The following is an 18,956-nucleotide window of genomic DNA, read 5'->3' as shown; positions in this document are numbered from 1 at the left end:
TTGATCGCCTCGGCGCGGCCGATGAAGGTCGCTTCCTCGGTGATCTCCTGCGTATAGGCCGCCGCGATCGAGACCTTGGGGGGCGGCGCGCTGGAGCCTTCCTGCGCCGATGCCGGCTGCATCAGGCCAATCGCAATGATGGCGGCAACCAACCGTCCCGCACGACCAACGGCGCGGGGCAGAGGAGAGCGGCTCGGCGGGGAAACAGGGTTCATGACAATTGCCTCATTCAATGCGGGCGCGGGGCCCGGATCTGCTGTCCGGTTCCGAGGGCCCAGACGAAATTTATCGTCAGGATGGAGGCAAAGGGATTATTTCTCAAGCCTTTGATTGTGCAGGTTTGGCGCGTTCGAAAAAAAACGGGGGCCAGATGGCCCCCTGTTGCACCCCGTCGCTGCGCGGGTCAGGCGCGCGTTCCGGCAAAACGTGTTTGCCAGTCTTCGCGCTGTTCGTCGGTGATCTTGGCGAACAGAACGTCCGGCACCGTGAACGCGTGTCCGGCGGGCAGGGCGCCCAGCGCGGCAGCCACGTCCTCGGGCCAGCTGGTGTCGAGCGTGTTCATCGCGCTCAGCATCTTGGCCGAGGTCTCGGGAATGAACGGCGCGCTCAGAACCGCATAGAGCCGGATCAGGTTCAGGCCAAGGCGAACCTGCGCGGCGGCTTGCTCGGGGTCTTCCTTGAAGGTGGACCAGGGCGCAGCGGCCTGCAGGTATTCGTTGCCCGCGACCCAAATCGCGCGCAACTCCTGCGCCGATTTGCGGACCTCCATCGCCTCCATATGCGCTTCGTAGGCGCGGAAGCGCTTGGTCAATTCCTCGATCAAGGCCTGTTCGCGTTCGCCGTATGCACCGCCGGCCGGAACTTCTTCGCCGAATTTTGAGCGGCAGAACTTGGTGATGCGGCTGACGAAATTGCCCAGGACGTCGGCCAGGTCCTTGTTCACCGATTGCTGGAAGTTCTCCCAGGTGAATTCGCTGTCGCTGCTTTCGGGCGCGTGGCTTAGCAGCCACCAGCGCCAGTAGTCGGCGGGCAGGATGTCCAGCGCCTGGTCCATGAAGACGCCGCGGCCCTGGCTGGTCGAGAATTGTCCGCCATCATAATTCAGATAGTTAAACGATTTCAGGTGATCGACCAACTTCCACGGTTCGCCCGAGCCCAGGATGGTGGCTGGGAAGGACAGGGTGTGGAACGGCACGTTGTCCTTGCCCATGAACTGCACATAACGCACATCGTCGGCGCCTTTGTCAGTGCGCCACCAGCGTTCCCATTCCGCATCCGGCTTACCGTGGGCATCGGCCCATTCCTTGGCGCAGGCGATGTATTCAATCGGCGCGTCGAACCAGACGTAAAAGACCTTGCCCTCCATGCCCGGCCAGTCCTCATCGCCCTTCTTGACCGGGATGCCCCAGTCCAGATCGCGGGTGATGCCGCGGTCCTGCAGGCCGTCGCCGTCATGCAGCCATTTCTTGGCGATCGAGGTGGTCAGCACCGGCCAGTCGGTCTTGCTGTCGATCCAGGCGTCCAGCTGATCCTTCATCGCCGACTGGCGCAGATAGAGGTGCTTGGTCTCGCGCACCTCAAGGTCGGTCGAGCCAGAAATCGCGCTGCGCGGGTCGATCAGATCGGTCGGGTCCAGCTGCTTGGTGCAGTTCTCGCACTGGTCGCCGCGGGCCTTTTCGTAACCGCAGTTGGGGCACGTGCCCTCGATATAGCGGTCGGGCAGGAACCGACCGTCGGCGTTGGAATAGACCTGCTTTTCAGTCACTTCGCGGATCAGTCCGGCCTCGGCCAGCTTGCCGGCGAAATGCTGGGTCAGTTTGTGGTTCTGCGGGCTGGAGGACCGGCCAAAGTGATCGAAGCTGAGGCCAAAGCGCTTCGCGATGTCGGCCTGCACCTCGTGCATCTCGGCGCAGTATTCGGCCACCGGTTTGCCGGCCTTGGCGGCGGCCAACTCGGCCGGGGTGCCGTGTTCGTCGGTGGCGCACAGGAACATGACCTCGTTGCCGCGGCCGCGCTGGTAGCGCGCAAACAGATCCGCCGGCAGCTGCGAGCCGATCAGGTTTCCAAGGTGCTTGATCCCGTTGATGTAGGGAATTGCCGAGGTAATGAGAATCCGAGCCATGTTTGGTTTCCGCCTAACTGTCTGCGGGCGCTCTATCAAACCGGATCGGGAAATCCCAGCCCCAGATTGCTATCGACCTTCGCGCGACCTCTTGAGCAGCTTGCCGATGGTGAAGGATGTGCGCGGGGCATAGACGTAATGGGTCCGGTCCTCGGGGGTCGGGCGCGCACGCATCCGGCTCAGGCCGAACAGGATCAGGCAAAGATGCCCTGCCGCGATCAGGCCGAACAGGGCGGGCGGGCCAAATGCGCGGATCAGGGCCGAAGAGAGATAGGGGGCTGCGATGGCGCCCATCGCGTACCAGAACATCATGGCTGCCGCCAACTCGACCCGCTGTTCAGACGTAGCGAAGTCGTTTGCGTGGGCGGCTGACACCGAAAAGACGGGAAAGGTCGTGAACCCGAACAGCCCGGCGGCCAGCATCACGCCCATCGTTCCGCTTCCACCGGCGGCGGCGGTGACTCCACAAGCCAGAATGGCGGATACCGAAATCCACAAAAGAACCCAGCGGCGGTCGTATTTGTCGGCCAACCATCCGACCGGATATTGCGCCAACACGCCGCCCAGAACGAACGAGGCCAGGAAAAAGGCGATCTGGTCCACCGCCAGCCCCACGGCCTGGCCGTAGACCGGCCCGACCATTCGGAAAGATGCCGCGCTGATGGCCGACACGACGACACCTACCACCGCCAACGGCGAGCAGGCCCAAGCCAGCCCGGGACGGAGGCGCGGGGCCTTGGGCGTCGCCGGTTGCGTGGCTCGCGAGAGGGTCAATGGCAGCAGGGCCGCGCAGCACAGGATGGCCAGCACGTTGTAGGAGACATAAGAGGCCGGCGGCAGCACTGCGATGATCAGCTGCGCGGCCAAAGAGGCGCTGGCGTCGGCGATCCGGTAGGTACCCATGGCGCGGCCTCGGGTTTCATTGGTCACCTTGTCGTTCAGCCACGCCTCGATAACGGTATAGCAGCCAGCCACGCACAGGCCCGAGGCGACCCGCATCGCGGCCCAAGCATAGGGGTTTTCGGTCAGTGTATGACCGATCAGCCCCATCGCGCCCAGTGCGGTGCAGGCCGCGAAGGCGCGCGAATGGCCGACGCTGCCCATCAGGCGCGGCGCCCACCAGCAACCGACGAAAAACCCAAGGAAATGCGCCGACCCGAGCAGGCCGATCTGTTCGGTTGAGAACTCCAGCGTCAGGCCGGAAATGGCATCCAACGGGCCGACACCGCCGGTGGAAAGCTGCAATAGAATGACCGACAGGAAAAGGGCGGCAAAGGTAATGATCGTGCGCATGGTGTCCCTGTTTGAGCGTATCTTTCCGCGATGTGCGCGCCTATTCGACGCGCCGATGTCGTTTTCCGCCCGCCTCAGGTTTTTCGTTCGATTTCCGCGCGAATATCCAACCTGACTGTCGGTCCGACCAGATCGGCATATCCCGAAGCCCCGAATACGTGGCGGTTCAGCGCCCCCGTCAGGTGGATGTACAGGCGGTCAAGCTCGTCCCGCGCCGAGCCGGGCGGTCGGAACAGCGCGGCCTGAAGGGCGATTTGGCGGGTGAGGCCGCGCAGGGTCAGGTCTCCGGTGACAGTGGCGCCGTCGGAGATACGTCCGCCCCGGCCCAGGTGGATGCGGGTCGAGCGGAACCCGATCGCGGGAAACCTTGCGGCGTCCAGTACCTGTGGGCCCAGCATCGGTTCGCGCGCGAAGGGCAGGCGGGTTTGGGCCCGCGCCACGTCCAGAACGACCGTGGCGCGGCTGTTCCGCAGGCGGCGCGTGTCCACCCATACATCCGCTGATCGGATCGGCATGGTTCCGGTCTGGGGCGTGCCCGACAGATCGAAGGTGAAGGCGATCAGGGTTTTCGTGCGGGCGAGCACGTAGGGAACGGGTGCCGCGAGGGTCGGAGGCGCGGCCACCAGGGCTACAAGTGCGGCCATCAGGTCTCGGCGGCGCAGCCATGTCATGCGATGGCCCCTTGTTGGCGCGGGCGGGACCTGTGCAGCAACGTCAGGATGATGGCGATGTTCAGCCCGTTCCAAAGGATCCCGTTCACGAAAGCCAGTGTATACTGCCCGGTGACGTCATAGATCCAGCCCGACATCCATCCGCCCAGCGCCATGCCCAGGATGGTCATCATCATCACGAATCCGACCCGTGCCCCGGCTTCTTGCGGGGGCATGTATTCCCGGACGACCAGCGCATAGCTGGGCACGATGCCGCCCTGCGCCAGCCCGAACAGCAGGCTGATGACATAGAGCGACACCATCCCGTCATAGGGCAGGAACAGGAACAGGGCGATGCATTGCAGGATCGACCCGATCAGCAACGTGTGAACACCGCCCAACCTGTCGGCCACCAGCCCCGAAATGATCCGGCTGACCACGCCGCCCATCAGCATGAGCGACAGCATCTCGGCCCCGACTGCCGGGCCATAGCCCAGCCCCACGCAATAGGAGACGATATGGACCTGCGGCATCGACATGGCGATGCAGCAGCCGATCCCGGCGAGGCCCAGCACATATTGCAGTGTTCGCGGCGACAGGCCGACGCTGCGCGCGTTGATCTGCGCGGCGGCTGCGGCGGTGCCATGCGCCTCGGCCGGGACCTGCCGGCGCAGCAGCAGCGACAGCGGGATGACCACGATCAGGGTGATGACCGCCAGTGTCAGATAGACCTGCTGCCACCCGTCGCGGGCAAGGATACCAGACAGGAGCGTGGGCCAGATCGCGCCGGACAGATAGTTTCCGCTGGCCACCAGCGCCACGGCGATCCCGCGGCGGCGTAGGAACCAGTGCGAAATATCGGCGATCAGCGGGCCGAATCCGACGGCGGTGCCCAGACCCAGCAGCAGATGCGCCGCCGACAGCAGCGTGATCGTCGGCGCCCATGTTGCCAGCAGATAGCTGAGCGCGCTGAGGCCTGCGGCACCGATCAGCGCCTTGGTCACGCCCATTCGGTCCACCACCTGACCCAGCCACATGTTGCCAAGCGCAAAGCCGATCATGGTCAGCGTGTAGGGCATCGAGGCCTCGGCCCGGCTGGCGCCAAACTGGGTCTCGATTGCGGGCATCACCACGATCACCGCCCACATGCCCACATTGGCCACCGCCGCGATGGCCAGCGTGACCAGAAGGCGAAGCCAGGAATAGCGGCTGTCGTGGATCGGGTGGGTCATTCCGGCACGCTAGGACGCGGGTTGCGGTTTGACCAGTCACAACTTGCCTGTTCTGGGTCCGGTCGGTCAGGCGCAGGTTTCCTCGGCGCCGATCCGTTGCAGGTGCAGCCCGGCGCGCGGCGCGGTCTGGGTGGCGTGCCAACTGACCGGGGGCAGGGCGCGGGCGCGGCGGCGGGTCAGGGTCCAGCGGCGGGTCTGGCCCGTGTGCGCCGGGGCCATGTGCCAGCGTGTCTCGATCCCCTGCGCGCCGCCCTCGCCCGGGGTCAGCAGCAGGCCCAGCGGGGCCTGACCCATCGTGCCCCCCTGTTCGGCGGCCAGATGCATCCGTCGCACCGGCGTCAGACCCGGTGTCCCCGGCAGATCGCCGATCACCAACGGCACCGCCCCGCTGCGCAGCGCCTCCTCGATGCACCACAGCAGGTCCTCGGCCCGGGTGGGGCGGACGAATAGGAACCGGGCGGGATCGGCAAAGGTCATCATGCCGTCGGGGTTCAGCTGATCGGCCTCCCACGCGGGCGAGATCCACAGAACTGGCCCCTGCGCCTGACCGGCCAGCCACATGGCAAAGCTGCGCCGCGCGGGGCCGCAGGCCTCGTGCACGCGGGCCAGTTGCAGCGAAATCTCATCATGCAGGGTCAGCCCCGGCGCCGCGCGCGCCGGTTTGCGGCCAAGAAGATGCGTGGACATGGCCGAATGCTAGCATGTTCCTTATTTGTTCTCAAGCCCGAAGGCCGCCATTCAGCGCGATAGGATCATCCGGCCGTCGGCAAACTGGATGTTGGAAAAATGCTGCAGATAGTCCATGCCCAGCAGGGATTGGTCCATGTCGCCTTCGTTGACCCAGGCCGACACGTTGCGATCCGCGATGGGGCCCAATTCGAGGCTGTCCAGCCGCACAGGGGCGGTGCGCACCAAGCCATTGGCCGTGGCTGCGCGGCCCACGAAATTCATACTGTCCGGATCGATCCCCACGCGTTTCGCGTCACGGGGGCTCAGCACGATCTGGCTGGCGCCGGTATCCACCAAGAAGGTGACCGGTTTGCCGTTCACCAGCATCGGCAGATAGTAGTGCCCGTCAAACGATCGCGGCACCTCGATCACGTTTCCGGCCACGGCCAGTTGCGGCGTGGTGCCCACGGTCGAACGGATGTCATCCCAAAGGCCCACCACGGCGATGACGCCGATGAAGATGAAGACCCATGCCATGACCATTTGCAGGGTCTTGCCCAGCGATTGGCGGTTCTGGGTAAACAACCACAGCAGCAGCGCCCCGCCGAGCAGAGCCAGATAGGTCAGCCGTCCAAGATCATAACCATCCATCAGCACACCCAAAACCGCTTCATACCCTCGGAATATGGGGGGTCAGGCGGCAAAACCAAAGGCCTTGAGACCATCCAGGATGAACTGCACCGACAGCGCCGCAAGCAACATGCCCAGCAACCGCGTCAGCACGGTCAGCCCGGTCTTGCCCAGAATGCGCGCGATCAGGCCGCTGGACAGGAAGAACAGCAAGACAACTGCCATCACGGCAAGCATCACGCTGACAGCCGCAGCGATGCCCTGAATGCCGGGGTGCTCACCGGCCAGCAGGATGATCGTTGCGATCGATCCGGGCCCTGCCACCAGCGGAATGGCCAGCGGAAAGACTGAGGGGTCAGGGTGCTCTTCCTCTTCCGCACGGTCCTCGCGCCGTTTGTTGCGCCGCTCGAACAGCATGTCGAGCGCGGTCAGAAACAGCAATGCGCCGCCAGCGACCTTGAAGGCCTCCATCGAGATGCCGACAAAGCCGAGAACCGCCTCGCCGAAAGCGGCGAAGGCGATAAGGATGCCCGAAGCGGTCAGGCACGTGCGGTAGGCGACGCGGCGACGGGTGGCTGGGTCCATTCCTTGCGTCAGCGCGACGAAGATCGGTGCGGTGCCAAAGGGGTCGATCACAACGAACAAGGTTGTGAATGCGGTTATGAAGAATGCCATTTCGATCATGCGGCAGCCTCGGCGCTTTCGAGCCGTTCGGCGGCGGCGACCCACAGCGCTTCGGCGCGCTGTATGGCCTCGACCACCTCGGCAAACTTGCGGTTCCAGGTTTCCAGGTCACCGATCCGGTCATCTTCGTACAAGGACGGGTCGGACAGTTTGGCCGAGAGCTTTTCGTGCATCTCGGTCAGCTTCTCCAGCCGTTCCTCGCATTTCCGCAGGTCGGCCCGCAACGCCAGGATGGTATCGCGAGAGGCACGTTTGGGTTTGGCGGCCGGCTTTTCCCGCGTCGGCGGCTTGTCGCGCGCCAGCAGCATCTGGCGATAGGCTTCCAGGTCGCCGTCGAAGGGTTTGACCGTGCCGTCCGAGACCAGCCACAGCCGATCGGCCACCAGCCCCAGCAAGTGCATGTCGTGACTGACCAGAACCACAGCACCGGAATAGGCGGTCAGCGCTTCGACCAGCGCCTCGCGGCTTTCGATGTCGAGGTGGTTGGTGGGTTCGTCGAGGATCAGCATGTGCGGCGCGTCGATCGTGGCAATCAGCAGCGACAGCCGCGCCTTCTGCCCGCCCGACAGGCGACCCACCTCGGTTTCGGCCTGATCTGCGCCAAGGCCGAACCCCGCCAGGCGCGCGCGCAACTGGGCCGGGGTTTCGGTCGGGCGCAGGCGCCGCAGGTGATCCAGCGGGGTTTCGTCCACATGCAGCTCGTCCACCTGATGCTGGGCGAAATACCCGATGCGCAACTTGCTGCTGCGGGTCATCTTGCCCGCCATCAGCGGCAGCCGGTCCGACAGCAGCTTGGACAAGGTCGATTTGCCTTGCCCGTTCTTTCCCAACAGAGCGATCCGGTCGTCTTGATCGATGCGCAGGTTCAGGCGGCGCAGCACCTCGGTATCGCCATAGCCGGTCACGCCGCCCTCGATCTGGATGATCGGCGGCGACAGTTCCTCGGGTTCGGGGAATGAAAAGGCGCGCAAGGCGGCCTCTTGCGGGGTCGAGATCAACTGGATGCGTTCAATCATCTTCAGCCGCGATTGTGCCTGAACGGCCTTGGACGCCTTGTAGCGGAACCGGTCAACGAAGCTCTGCAAATGGGCGATGCGGGCCTTGGCTTTGGCGTTTTGGGCTTCGGCCTGGGCCAGACGTTCGGCACGGCGGGCAGCGAACTTGTCATAGGGGACCGCGTAATAGGTCAACTGGCGGTCTTCCAGATGCAGGATCGAGCCGACCGCCCGGTTCAGCAGGCCCCGGTCGTGGCTGATGACGATCACCGTATGCGGATATTTCGCCAGATAGCTTTCCAGCCACAGCGCGCCTTCAAGGTCCAGATAGTTGGTTGGTTCGTCCAGCAGCAGCAGGTCGGGCCGGGAAAACAGCACGGCGGCCAGCGCGACACGCATCCGCCAGCCGCCGGAAAAGGCCGAGCAGGGCATCTGTTGCTCGTCATCGTCAAAGCCGAGGCCCTTGAGGATCGACGAGGCGCGGGCCTCGGCCGACCAGGCGTCGATATCGGCCAGCCGGGTCTGGATCTCGGCGATGCGGGTCGGATCGCTTGCGGTTTCGGCCTCGGCCATCAGGATGGTCCGTTCGGTATCGGCTGCCAGGACCGTGTCGATCAGCGATACGTTTGACGACGGAACCTCTTGCGAAACACCGCCGATCCGCGCGCGGCGGGGCAGGGTGATGCTGCCCGATTCCAGCGCCAGCTCGCCCCGGATCAGGCGGAACAGCGTGGTCTTGCCTGTGCCGTTGCGGCCGACCAGACCGACCTTGTGGCCTTCTGGAATGGTGGCGCTGGCGCCCTCGAACAGGGGGCGGCCCTCGACCGCATAGGTGATGTTTTCGATCCGTAGCATGAGTGCGGTGTGGCGCAGGGCTCGGGAAGTGTCAATTGCGTGCTCAACAAGAGGCTTTCCAACCGCTGCGGTCCATGTTAGGCGGCGCGCGGTATATTCCGGCGCGGATCAGTTCGCGCCGTCAGATTAAGGAGACGCCCGCATGGCACTGGAACGCACTTTCTCGATCATCAAGCCCGACGCAACCCGCCGTAACCTGACCGGCAAGATCAACGCCAAGCTGGAAGAAGCCGGCCTGCGCATCATCGCGCAGAAGCGCATCCACATGACCAAGGAACAGGCCGGCAAGTTCTACGAAGTCCACAAGGACCGTCCGTTCTATGACGAACTGTGCGAATTCATGTCGTCGGCTCCGGTTGTGGTGCAGGTTCTGGAAGGCGAGAACGCCATCGCCAAGAACCGCGAAGTCATGGGCGCCACCAACCCGGCAGACGCGGCCCCCGGCACCATCCGCGCCGAGTTCGCGGAATCGGTGGGTGAAAACTCGGTCCACGGTTCGGACGCACCGGAAACTGCAGCCGTCGAGATCGCTTATTTCTTCTCGGGCATCGAGCTGGTCGGCTAAGCCGTCAGTCATTTGACATCGAAGAGGGTCGCGCCCGCTGCCGGGTGCGGCCCTTTTTCGTGCCGCGTCAGCCCTCGGGCGTAAGGTCAGAGGCCGAGACGCGCACGCCGACGGCGTCCAGCTCGGCGACCAGTTTCGAGACGGGCGCCGTTTTCGCGCCGGCCTTGATGCGGTCGAACCTTGCGCGCAGCGCCTTTTTCTCGTCGCCCTTGCAATCGTTCCATGGGCGGCCCTGCAATCCCATGACCAGAACGTAGTAGCCGATGAAATGCGGGCGGGTTCCGGCCTCGATCAGCCTTGCATAAACAGCATCGGCGCCCAGTTCGCGCAGTTCCTCGGCCGAGTGGATGCCGGCGCGGGCGCAGGCCTGTTCAAAGGCGGGACCGAGATTGCGGATCGAGGACACGGGGCTGGGCATGGCGTCTGTCTAGCGGCGGTCGGTGGCGATGTCACGCTTGTCCGAGGTCTCGGCCTGAGATACCCAAGGCGGGGGAGCATACGGCAGGGGAGGACGGAATGAACGCATTTGATGTGGCACAGGCGGCGCGGCAGCTTGATCTGACCGATCCGCCCGAGGGGTTCGTCGAGAATCCGTTTCCGTTCTACGACGCGCTGCTGGACCATGCGCCGGTTCTGCCGCAGCCAGACGGGTCGGTTTTGTTGAGCCGTCACCGGGATCTGGACCGGATTTATCGCGACACCAAGCTGTATTCGTCGGACAAGAAGGCTGCGTTCGGCCCGAAATTTGGCGTGGGATCCCCTCTGTTCGAGCATCACACGACCTCGCTGGTGTTTTCCGATCCGCCTTTGCATACGCGGGTGCGCAAGATCATGACATCGGCGCTGACCCCGCGCGCGATTGCCCGGATGGAGCCGGGTCTGATCGAGACGGTGGATCATCTGCTGGACGCGATGGCCGGAAAACCCAAGGTCGATCTGATCGAGGATTTCGCTTCGACCATTCCGATCCAGATCATCGGCAACCTGCTGGACGTTCCGATGGAGGAACGCGGGCCGCTGCGCGACTGGTCGCTGGCCATTCTGGGCGCGTTGGAGCCGGCGTTGACCGACGAGCAACTGGCGCGGGGCCATGCGGCGGTCGAGGAATTCAAGGCGTATCTGACCGACCTCGTCGCGCGGCGGCGGGCGGCGCCGGGCGATCCCGAGACCGACGTGCTGACCCGGCTGATCCGGGGCGAGGGGGCGGACGAAAAACTCAGCGAAACCGAGCTTTTGCAGAACTGCATTTTCATCCTGAATGCGGGGCACGAGACCACGACGAACCTGATCGGCAACGGTCTGGCGCTTCTGAACGACCACCCGGAGCAGAAACAGCGCCTGCTGGACGACCCCGAGCTGATCATGCCAGCGGTCGAGGAAATCCTGCGCTTTCGCTCGCCCAACCAGTTCGGAAACCGCGAGACGACCGAGGATATCGAGATGGACGGGCTGACGATCCCGGCGGGCACCAACCTGCACCTGTGCATCGGCGCGGCGAACCGCGACCCCGAGGTGTTCGACGACCCGAAGCGGTTCGACATCACGCGCAAGCCAAACCGGCACCTGGCCTTTGCAGGTGGGCCGCATGTTTGCGTCGGGCTGACGCTGGCGCGGATGGAAGGGCGCATCGCCATCGGACGACTGCTGGCGCAGTACCCAGGCTATCGCCTGTTGAACGGGCGGGTGCGAGGCGGGCGGATCCGGTTCCGCGGATACGCCTCGCTGCCCGCGGAATTGTAGGCGGGGTCCTTGGAGGCGCGGCGGATCAGGATTTGGACAGGTTCAGCGTGACTTCCAGCCCCGGATCGGCGTTGCGGGCGCTGAAAGTGCCGCCATGCATCCGCGCGATGGCCGCCACCAGCGCCAGCCCCAGACCCGAGTTGCGGCTGCTGCGGGCCGGGTCCAGCGTGACGAAGGGCTGGTCCAGCCGGCCCAGATCGGGTTCAGGCACGCCGGGACCCATGTCGCGGACGCTCAGCCTAGCGTGCCTGTCGAGGTCTCCCAACTCTACCTTGATGCTGGTGCCCTCGGGCGCGTAGCGCAGGGCGTTTTCCAGCAGGTTGGACAGCGCCTGAGACAGAAGCGGCCGGTGACCGAGGATAGGGGGCGCGGTGCCGGTCAGGCTGATTTCAACGCCCTGATCCGCGGCGACGGGTTCATAGAGCTCGACCACGTCCGCAGCCAGTTGACCAAGATCGACCTGTTCGAACTGCTCGCGGCCCAGCCCGGCCTCGGCCCGCGAAATCTCGGTCAGTTGCCCCAGGACCCGAAGAATATGGTCGATCTCGGCCGTGGCGCGGGCGGTGTCGGCCTCGCGTTCGCTGTCGTTTCGCTGGCTGTCGCCCAGCGCCTCGACCCGCTGCCGGAGCCGCGACAGCGGCGACCGCAGATCATGGGCGATGGAGTTGGACGTGGTCCGCAAATTGTTCACCAGGTCCTCGATCCGGTCCAGCATGGCGTTGAGCATGGCCGAAACCTGATCGAACTCGTCGCCGGTGCCGCGCTGAGGCATTCTCTGCGTCAGGTCGCCCGACATGATGGAATCGGCCGTATCGGCGATGTCCCGCAGCCGGGAAAAAACCAGCCGGGTCAGTAGCCAGCCCGTCAGGATACTCAGCGCCAGGGCGGCCCCCAGCGCCAGCGCGACCGATTGGAACAGAACCCTGTCGAACTGTTGACGGGCCAGCGCATCGCGGCCCACCAACAAACGCTCGCCGCCGCGCAGGCGGATGGATGCGGCCGAGACCGGAACCATCTCATTCGTCTCGGTTTTTCGTAATTCCAGTTCGGTCCAGCCGCTGCCCGGTGTCACGCCCTCGGGCCAACGGGCAAGATTGCCCGCAAGGACATTGCCGAACCGGTCGGTCAGCAGATACAGCGCATCGCGCTCTGACGCCGAGGGCAGGCGGCGCTCGATGGCCGTCATCAGCCCGATCAGGCCGAGCCGTTCGTATTCGTCGGCCAGCCCGGTCAGTTCGGCCGAAACGACCGAGCGTGTCTCGCCGTCGATTGTCCGGGTCGCCGTCACATAGACCAGCGCCAGCACCGTCGCGGTCAGCAGCGCGCTGAGCACCATGCTGAGCAGCACCAGCCGGGTGCGGGAATTGTGAAACGAAAATCTAAGCTGTGCCATCGGACATCATGTATCCCGCGCCGCGCACGGTTTCGATCAGGGGTGTCTCGCAGGGATCGTCTAACTGTTTGCGCAGTTTCGAGATATGCACGTCGACGACGTTGGTGTTGGGGTCGAAATGATAGTCCCAGACGCCTTCCAGCAGCATCGTGCGCGACACCACGCGGTTTTTGCGCCGCAAGAAGAACTCGAGAATCTGGAATTCGCGCGGGGTCAGGGTGATCTCGCGCCCGTTGCGGGTCACCTTGCGGGTCAGAAGGTTCATCTCGAGGTCGCGGCACCTGAGGGTCGGGGTCTCTTCGGATTCCTGAGGGCGGCGCAGCAGCGCCTCGATCCGGGCATGGAGTTCCTGGAACGAGAACGGCTTGACCAGATAGTCGTCGGCGCCGGCGCGCAGGCCCTTGACCCGCTCGTCCACCGCGCTCATGGCGGTCAGCATCAGAACGGGGGTCTTGATCCCGGCTGCGCGCAGCGATTTCACCAGCGCCAGCCCGTCCAGTTCGGGCAGCATCCGGTCCAGGACGATTGCGTCGAACCCGCCATCGGTAGCGTGATACAGCCCGTCGCGCCCGTTGGTGGCGGTTTCGATGGCATAGCCTTCCTCGGCAAACCCCTTGGCGATGAATTCCCGCGTGTCCCCGTCGTCTTCAACGATCAACAAACGTCTGCTCATGGTCGGATATCCTTTTGCTCGGGATATAAGCATGTGGGGCCGTCAAAGAATACTGCCGGGCGCGGAAATCGCACCCGGCAGCCCCGTCGCACGCGGACATGACGTGCGGGCGGGGGGATGCGCGCGCCGATATCCCCATCATGCGGCGCGCGCGGGGACAAGCGTCAGGCCACCTCTACGGCAACGAAGATCTGGTTGCCGCCTCGATTGATCAGCACCAGCGCCGGGCCGTCCTTCTGGTCGCTCAGCGCCTTTTTCAGATCCTGAGGCGTGTCGATCTCGGCGCGGCCTAGCCGGACGATGACGTCACCGCGGCGCAGACCGGCCTTGGCGGCGGGGCTGTCGGGTTGCAGCGCCGTGACGACCACGCCGTGCACGTTTTCAGGCACGCCCATCTCGGCGCGGGCGGTGTCGGTCAGCGGCGCGACGGTCACGCCCAGCGTCTTGCCGGCCACCTTGTCGGGTGCCGCAGCGGCGGTTTCGGTCTGGTGCTGGCCGATGGTGACGTTCAGCGTTTCGGTCTTGCCGTTGCGCAGTACGGTCAGCTTGCTGTCGGTGCCGATGGCTGTGGTGCCAACCAGGACCGGCAATTCGCTGCTGTTGTCGACCTGTTCGCCGTCGAACGCGACGATCACGTCACCCTGCTGAAGCACGCCGTCGGCCGGGCTGCCGGGAACCACGTCCGAGACCAACGCACCAGTGGTGCCCTCTATCCCCATGGCGGCGGCCAGTTCAGGGCTGACATTCTGGATCGAGACCCCCAGCCAGCCGCGGCTGATCTGCCCGTCGTCGCGCAGGTCCTGAGCGATGTGTTCAACGATGTTGGACGTCACGGCAAAGCCCAGCCCGACCGAGCCGCCCGTGGGCGAATAGATGGCCGAGTTCACGCCGATGACTTCGCCTTCCATGTTGAACAGCGGGCCGCCCGAGTTGCCCTTGTTGATTGCTGCGTCGGTCTGGATGAATTCAGCATAGGGGCCATCCGAGATGTTGCGCCCCTTGGCCGAGACGATGCCCGTGGTGACGGTCGAGCTCAGCCCGAAGGGGTTGCCGATGGCCACAACGTCTTCACCCACGCGGATTTCGTCGCTGTCGCCCAGCGGCACTGCGGTCAGAGGGGTATCGGCTTCGATTTTCAGCAGCGCGAGGTCGGTCAGCGGGTCGGTCCCGATGATCTCGGCTTCATAGCTGCGGTCGTCATGCAGGCGCACCGTGACCTTGCTGGCGCCCTCGACGACGTGGTTGTTGGTAATGATATAGCCATCAGCATCCATGACAAAGCCGGAGCCCAGCCCCTGACGGGGGCCCTGCCGCGGAATGTCCATGCCTTCGGGGGCACCGAAACGCTTGAAGAATTCGCCAAAAGGATGCCCTTCGAAATCGAAATTGGGGCTGCCGGCCGGCATCGGGGCGGCATCCTGCGAAGCAATGATGGTCACCACGGCAGGCGATACGGATTCGACCAGATCGGCCACCCGCTCGTCCGCGAGGGACGGAATCGCGGTCCCGGCCAGCAGGGCCGCGCTCAGTGCGGCCGCGCCAAACAGGCGGGGTTTAAAGAAAGCGTAAAGGGGGGGCTTGCGGGTAATCATGTCTCGACTGTGCTCCTTGGGTTCGTCGCAGTGGATCTGAATTTGACGGATAGATGGAGAACGGCCCTGTGGGTTTTCTGACCTGATGGTTAAATTTTCTTAATTCTGCCATTTTCTTGCGGTCTATGCCCGACCAGCGCAGGCGGTTTTCCGGGATTCGATTCTGCGCGAATCGTCGAATTGTTGCCGAAAAGGGCGCTAATAGTAGAAAAGTGTTGCATTGATCACTCAGAGGCTACAACGGCGACGAGGCCGGAGTTGTGAGTTGGATAGTCTCGCTTAGGTTGTATGTCTTTGAAAACGTCGCTCAGTATCTGATGTCATTCAGTACACTATTTTTAATCCCGCTCCCGTGACAGAACGATTGCACGCGCTGGTAATTCGGCCGATCAAATTCCACAACTCTGCCATGGGTAGAACATGGCCGAGAATCATACTGTGCGGGCGCTACGTCAAATTGAACCTTGTTGGGCCTTGCGACGAATTTTTTATTGTTTTGAAGCGAATGATCGGTGACGATGAAACTGTCCAAAAAGGGGGCCTGACAGACATCAAGGGGGTGTCTCCAGGTAGATCTCGATTACCGGGAATGCCAGTGGCATGTTAACGAGGGGGTCTTGTTTCAGTTCTGCAGAGCCACGTCCGTTCATCTTCTGATGCGTCGGGCGCGTTTCCGGAAAAGGTGAAAGTGGTAGTCCTGCATTTTGGGCAACCGGCCCGATCTGAAAAGATCGGGCCGTGTTATTTTGTGGCCTGCCGACTGGTCCGCCAGGCGGCCCAGTCCAGGGGCGTGTCCAGATCGCGGGTGGCATGGGTCCCCGGCAGGGGTTCGATATGGACTTTGTCGCGATGGGCCCTGACGACACTCTGCGCGCCGGAATCTCCGGTCAATGAACGCAGCTGCGGAAACAGAGATGATGCGAAGACCACCGGGTGTCCGGGGGTGCCGTCGCTTGCCGATCCGCGCCAGATCAGGCAGTCCGGGTTTTCGCTGACCGAGCGCAGCACCTTTGCCAGATCGTCGACCGTCAAGTCCGGCAGGTCGGCCAGCAAGATCATCGCGGCGTCGGCTGTATCGGGTAAGTGATTCAGGGCCGCGCGCAAGCTTGCGTTCATGCCTTCCTCTGCGTCGGTGACCGGAACCACGCGCACATCCAGTCCGGCCAGTGCGTCGTGGCGCGGGTGCGGGGCCGGGGGCAGGGCCACGATGACCGGGGCCACGGCCCGGGCGATTTCCGCCGTCCGGCGCAGCAGGGGCTGGCTGTCTATTTCCTGCATCAGCTTATCGGCCCCCCCCATGCGGCTGGATCGGCCAGCGGCAAGTAGGATGATGGGAATGGTATTCATGCCGCCACCATGGCGTGTGGCGCGGGCATTGTCACCCGCGCATGCGCGCGCCATCCGCGTCGAAGGGCGGGGTCGAGATCACGCGGGCCTTGCGCATCTGGCCTAGGATCTCGATTTTCACCTGCAGGCCGTCAGAGATGCGGTCGGTGGGCAGGAAGCCCATCGCGATCGACTTGCCTGTGTGGTGCGAGTAACCGCCCGAGGTGCAGAAGCCCACGACCTTGCCGTCCAGCCAGATCGGTTCATAGGCGTTCACGTCGGCGTCGTCGGCGTCGACCTCGAAGGCCACCAACCTGCGCGCGGAGCCGGTCGCACGTTCCGCCTCGGCAGCGGCGCGACCGATGAAATCGGCGGGTTTGTTGAAGGCGATGAAACGGTCCAGCCCGGTTTCGGCCGCCGTGTAGTCGGGCGAGAACTCGCGCATCCACGAGCCGAAGAACTTGTCGAGCCGCAGGCTCATCATCGCGCGCATGCCGAAGGGGGTGATGCCGTGCGGTTGCCCGGCCTGCCACAGCGTCCACCACAGCTGGCGCTGCGCCATCGGATCGCAGTAGATCTCGAACCCCAAGTCGCCGGTATAGCTGACACGCTGCACGATACAATCGGTCATGCCGACGACCATCCGCCGCACGTCCATGAAGCGCATGTCGCTGATATCGGCGCGGGTGCAGGCGGCCAGAACCTCGCGGGCCTTGGGGCCGGCGATCTGGAAGCCGTTGCGTTTGTCGCTGATATTTTCGACGGTTACGCCGTCTTCCTGATGTATCTGGAACCAGCGCATGTGGAAGTTCTGCGCGCCGTATGAGGCGGTGAGCTGAAATTCCTCCTCACCCAGACAGGAAACCGTGAAGTCGCCGATCAGCTTGCCCTTGGGCGACAGCATTGGGGTCAGCGACAGGCGGCCCGGCTTGGGGATGCGACCCGCCATGATCCGATCCAGCCAGTTGCGGGCACGGGGGCCGGTGACTAGGTATTTACCGAAATTGTGCACCTCGTTGATGCCGACGCCCTCGCGCACGGCGCGCACTTCGCGGCCGGTTGCCGCGAAGGCGTCCGAGCGGCGGAAGGAGGGGGTTTCATAGGTGGGCTCGCCCTCTTGCGCGAAGTAGTTCGGCACTTCCAGACCGTATTGCTGGCCCCAGACCGCGCCCAGATCGCTGAAGATGTCATACATCGGCGTGGTGCGGTTGGGCCGAGCGGCGGGCAGTTCCTCGTTGGGGTAGGAGACGGAGAAACGCTTCTGATAGTTCTCGATCACCTTGGGGCGGGTGTAGCCCGGGGTGATCCAGTCGCCGAACCGGGCCACGTCCATGGCAAAGACGTCGCGCTCGGGCTCGCCCTCGATCATCCATTGCGCCAGCGTCAGGCCGACGCCGCCGCCCTGGCTGAACCCGGCCATCACCCCGCAGGCCGACCAGTAGTTGCGCACGCCCGGCACCGGCCCGACCAGCGGGTTACCGTCGGGGGCAAAAGTGAACGGGCCGTGGATCACAGATTTCACCCCGGCCTCGGCCAGAACCGGGAAACGGCGATAGGCAAATTCGATACTGTCGGTGATCTTGTCGAAATCGTCGGGCAGCAGTTCGTGGCCGAAATCCCAAGGGGTGCCGTCCACCGCCCAAGGCTTGCAGGGTTGTTCGTAGAAGCCGATGCAAAGGCCGCGCCCCTCCTGCCGCAGATAGCTCTCGCCGGCCGGGTCCATGACGTGCGGATGCTCGCCTCCCGTGTCGATGATCGCCTCGATCTGAGGGATGTTGTCGGTGACGAGGTATTGATGCTCCATCGGGTGCAGCGGGAAGTAGATGCCTGCCATCGCGCCCACCTCGCGCGCCCAAAGGCCGCCGGCGTTGACGATATGCTCGGCGTGGATGGTGCCCTTGTCGGTGACCACGTCCCATGTGCCGTCGGGGCGCTGGTTGGTTTCGCGCACCATGCAGTGGGTCTCGATGGTGGCACCGCCCATTCGTGCGGCCTTGGCATAGGCATGGGTCGTGCCCGAAGGGTCGAGGTGCCCGTCCAGCGGATCATACAGCGCGCCGATGATGCCGTCGGTATTGGTGATGGGGGCAATCTTCCTGATCTCGTCGGGGCCGACGATCTCGGTCTCCAGCCCCATGAAGCGATGCTTGGCGCGCTCGGCTAGCAGCATGTCGAACCGGTCTTGGTTGTCGGCCAAGGTGATGCCGCCCACATGGTGCAGCCCGCAGGACATGCCGGTGATCTCTTCCAACTCCTTGTACAGCCGGATGGTATAGCCTTGCAGCGCGGCCATGTTGGTGTCGCCGTTCAGCGTGTGGAACCCGCCCGCCGCGTGCCAGGTCGATCCGCTGGTCAGTTCCGACCGTTCCAGCAGCATCACATCCGACCAACCCAGCTTGGTCAGGTGATACAGCACCGAACACCCGACAACTCCACCGCCGATCACGGCAACCTGACACGTCGATTTCATCCGCACCTCCTTGCGTCTGGCCCGAAGGTGCAGGGGTGCCGCGGCGGTATCTGTCACGAAAACGACC

At 64.1% G+C, this 18,956-nt stretch carries 16 protein-coding genes; 2 read left to right on the top strand and 14 right to left on the bottom strand.

Going from position 1 to position 18,956, the window contains the following annotated elements:
• Positions 1–403 precede the first annotated feature (403 nt).
• The 8 genes from metG to AC2FM3_RS09225 all read right to left on the bottom strand — a co-directional run bounded on the left by metG (position 404) and on the right by AC2FM3_RS09225 (position 9,130).
• Positions 404–2,122, bottom strand: coding sequence for a methionine--tRNA ligase (metG, locus tag AC2FM3_RS09260; protein WP_496680916.1), 1,719 nt, complete (start codon positions 2,120–2,122; stop codon positions 404–406).
• A 69-nt stretch (positions 2,123–2,191) separates the two neighbouring features.
• On the bottom strand, positions 2,192–3,415 hold the full coding sequence (locus AC2FM3_RS09255) for an MFS transporter (protein ID WP_496680914.1): 1,224 nt from the start codon (positions 3,413–3,415) through the stop codon (positions 2,192–2,194).
• Between the two features lie 74 nt (positions 3,416–3,489).
• A complete protein-coding gene (locus AC2FM3_RS09250; protein WP_496680912.1) occupies positions 3,490–4,086 on the bottom strand; it encodes a YceI family protein in 597 nt (198 codons plus the stop codon).
• Positions 4,083–5,297: an MFS transporter gene (locus AC2FM3_RS09245; protein ID WP_496680910.1), complete on the bottom strand. Its 1,215-nt coding sequence runs from the start codon at positions 5,295–5,297 to the stop codon at positions 4,083–4,085. Before AC2FM3_RS09245 ends, AC2FM3_RS09250 begins: the two co-directional genes overlap by 4 nt.
• Before the next feature lie 66 nt (positions 5,298–5,363).
• Positions 5,364–5,984: an ImuA family protein gene (locus tag AC2FM3_RS09240; protein ID WP_496680908.1), complete on the bottom strand. Its 621-nt coding sequence runs from the start codon at positions 5,982–5,984 to the stop codon at positions 5,364–5,366.
• A gap of 51 nt (positions 5,985–6,035) precedes the next feature.
• Positions 6,036–6,617, bottom strand: coding sequence for a retropepsin-like aspartic protease family protein (locus AC2FM3_RS09235; protein WP_496680906.1), 582 nt, complete (start codon positions 6,615–6,617; stop codon positions 6,036–6,038).
• Between the two features lie 42 nt (positions 6,618–6,659).
• Complete coding sequence (locus tag AC2FM3_RS09230) at positions 6,660–7,280, bottom strand: MarC family protein (protein ID WP_496680903.1); 621 nt, start codon at positions 7,278–7,280, stop codon at positions 6,660–6,662.
• The gene (locus tag AC2FM3_RS09225) at positions 7,277–9,130 is read right to left on the bottom strand and encodes an ABC-F family ATP-binding cassette domain-containing protein (protein WP_496680900.1); all 1,854 of its coding nucleotides are present in this window, start codon (positions 9,128–9,130) and stop codon (positions 7,277–7,279) included. The genes AC2FM3_RS09230 and AC2FM3_RS09225 overlap by 4 nt, the downstream gene beginning before the upstream one ends.
• Positions 9,131–9,272: 142 nt before the next feature.
• Between AC2FM3_RS09225 and ndk the strand changes: the two genes are divergently transcribed.
• Complete coding sequence (gene ndk / locus AC2FM3_RS09220; RefSeq protein WP_496680898.1) at positions 9,273–9,695, top strand: nucleoside-diphosphate kinase; 423 nt, start codon at positions 9,273–9,275, stop codon at positions 9,693–9,695.
• 67 nt (positions 9,696–9,762) lie between these two features.
• Here the strand turns inward: ndk and AC2FM3_RS09215 are convergent, their stop codons facing one another.
• Positions 9,763–10,113 carry a TfoX/Sxy family protein gene (locus tag AC2FM3_RS09215; RefSeq protein ID WP_496680895.1) on the bottom strand — a complete coding sequence of 117 codons (351 nt, stop codon included), beginning with the start codon at positions 10,111–10,113 and terminating at the stop codon, positions 9,763–9,765.
• 98 nt (positions 10,114–10,211) lie between these two features.
• Between AC2FM3_RS09215 and AC2FM3_RS09210 the strand changes: the two genes are divergently transcribed.
• The gene (locus AC2FM3_RS09210) at positions 10,212–11,435 is read left to right on the top strand and encodes a cytochrome P450 (RefSeq protein ID WP_496680893.1); all 1,224 of its coding nucleotides are present in this window, start codon (positions 10,212–10,214) and stop codon (positions 11,433–11,435) included.
• 25 nt (positions 11,436–11,460) lie between these two features.
• Here the strand turns inward: AC2FM3_RS09210 and AC2FM3_RS09205 are convergent, their stop codons facing one another.
• The 5 genes from AC2FM3_RS09205 to AC2FM3_RS09185 form a co-directional block, all read right to left on the bottom strand.
• Positions 11,461–12,828 (bottom strand): sensor histidine kinase, encoded by a 1,368-nt coding sequence (locus tag AC2FM3_RS09205; RefSeq protein ID WP_496680890.1) that lies wholly within the window; start codon positions 12,826–12,828, stop codon positions 11,461–11,463.
• Entirely contained in the window at positions 12,815–13,501 is a 687-nt protein-coding gene (locus AC2FM3_RS09200) for a response regulator transcription factor (RefSeq protein WP_496680889.1), read from the bottom strand. The genes AC2FM3_RS09205 and AC2FM3_RS09200 overlap by 14 nt, the downstream gene beginning before the upstream one ends.
• A 164-nt stretch (positions 13,502–13,665) precedes the next feature.
• A complete protein-coding gene (locus tag AC2FM3_RS09195; RefSeq protein ID WP_496680886.1) occupies positions 13,666–15,093 on the bottom strand; it encodes a DegQ family serine endoprotease in 1,428 nt (475 codons plus the stop codon).
• 741 nt (positions 15,094–15,834) lie between these two features.
• On the bottom strand, positions 15,835–16,440 hold the full coding sequence (locus tag AC2FM3_RS09190; RefSeq protein ID WP_496680884.1) for a nucleotidyltransferase family protein: 606 nt from the start codon (positions 16,438–16,440) through the stop codon (positions 15,835–15,837).
• Positions 16,441–16,471: 31 nt separating this feature from the next.
• The gene (locus tag AC2FM3_RS09185) at positions 16,472–18,889 is read right to left on the bottom strand and encodes a GcvT family protein (protein ID WP_496680881.1); all 2,418 of its coding nucleotides are present in this window, start codon (positions 18,887–18,889) and stop codon (positions 16,472–16,474) included.
• Positions 18,890–18,956: the final 67 nt, after the last annotated feature.

This window comes from Ruegeria sp. BHSB172 (genome assembly GCF_059613165.1).
The sequence above is the reverse complement of the archived record's forward strand: the minus strand, read 5'-3'. Positions and strand labels throughout refer to the sequence as shown.

What these genes read in the sequence shown, in the direction of transcription:
- AC2FM3_RS09210 (WP_496680893.1), top strand. Translation starts at nt 10,212, where the DNA reads ATGAACGCATTTGATGTGGCACAGGCGGCGCGGCAGCTTGATCTGACC.
- AC2FM3_RS09215 (WP_496680895.1), bottom strand. Translation starts at nt 10,113, where the DNA reads ATGCCCAGCCCCGTGTCCTCGATCCGCAATCTCGGTCCCGCCTTTGAA.
- AC2FM3_RS09225 (WP_496680900.1), bottom strand. Translation starts at nt 9,130, where the DNA reads ATGCTACGGATCGAAAACATCACCTATGCGGTCGAGGGCCGCCCCCTG.
- metG (WP_496680916.1), bottom strand. Translation starts at nt 2,122, where the DNA reads ATGGCTCGGATTCTCATTACCTCGGCAATTCCCTACATCAACGGGATC.
- AC2FM3_RS09205 (WP_496680890.1), bottom strand. Translation starts at nt 12,828, where the DNA reads ATGGCACAGCTTAGATTTTCGTTTCACAATTCCCGCACCCGGCTGGTG.
- AC2FM3_RS09255 (WP_496680914.1), bottom strand. Translation starts at nt 3,415, where the DNA reads ATGCGCACGATCATTACCTTTGCCGCCCTTTTCCTGTCGGTCATTCTA.
- AC2FM3_RS09245 (WP_496680910.1), bottom strand. Translation starts at nt 5,297, where the DNA reads ATGACCCACCCGATCCACGACAGCCGCTATTCCTGGCTTCGCCTTCTG.
- AC2FM3_RS09200 (WP_496680889.1), bottom strand. Translation starts at nt 13,501, where the DNA reads ATGAGCAGACGTTTGTTGATCGTTGAAGACGACGGGGACACGCGGGAA.
- AC2FM3_RS09190 (WP_496680884.1), bottom strand. Translation starts at nt 16,440, where the DNA reads ATGAATACCATTCCCATCATCCTACTTGCCGCTGGCCGATCCAGCCGC.
- AC2FM3_RS09195 (WP_496680886.1), bottom strand. Translation starts at nt 15,093, where the DNA reads ATGATTACCCGCAAGCCCCCCCTTTACGCTTTCTTTAAACCCCGCCTG.
- AC2FM3_RS09250 (WP_496680912.1), bottom strand. Translation starts at nt 4,086, where the DNA reads ATGACATGGCTGCGCCGCCGAGACCTGATGGCCGCACTTGTAGCCCTG.
- AC2FM3_RS09240 (WP_496680908.1), bottom strand. Translation starts at nt 5,984, where the DNA reads ATGTCCACGCATCTTCTTGGCCGCAAACCGGCGCGCGCGGCGCCGGGG.
- AC2FM3_RS09230 (WP_496680903.1), bottom strand. Translation starts at nt 7,280, where the DNA reads ATGATCGAAATGGCATTCTTCATAACCGCATTCACAACCTTGTTCGTT.
- AC2FM3_RS09235 (WP_496680906.1), bottom strand. Translation starts at nt 6,617, where the DNA reads ATGGATGGTTATGATCTTGGACGGCTGACCTATCTGGCTCTGCTCGGC.
- ndk (WP_496680898.1), top strand. Translation starts at nt 9,273, where the DNA reads ATGGCACTGGAACGCACTTTCTCGATCATCAAGCCCGACGCAACCCGC.
- AC2FM3_RS09185 (WP_496680881.1), bottom strand. Translation starts at nt 18,889, where the DNA reads ATGAAATCGACGTGTCAGGTTGCCGTGATCGGCGGTGGAGTTGTCGGG.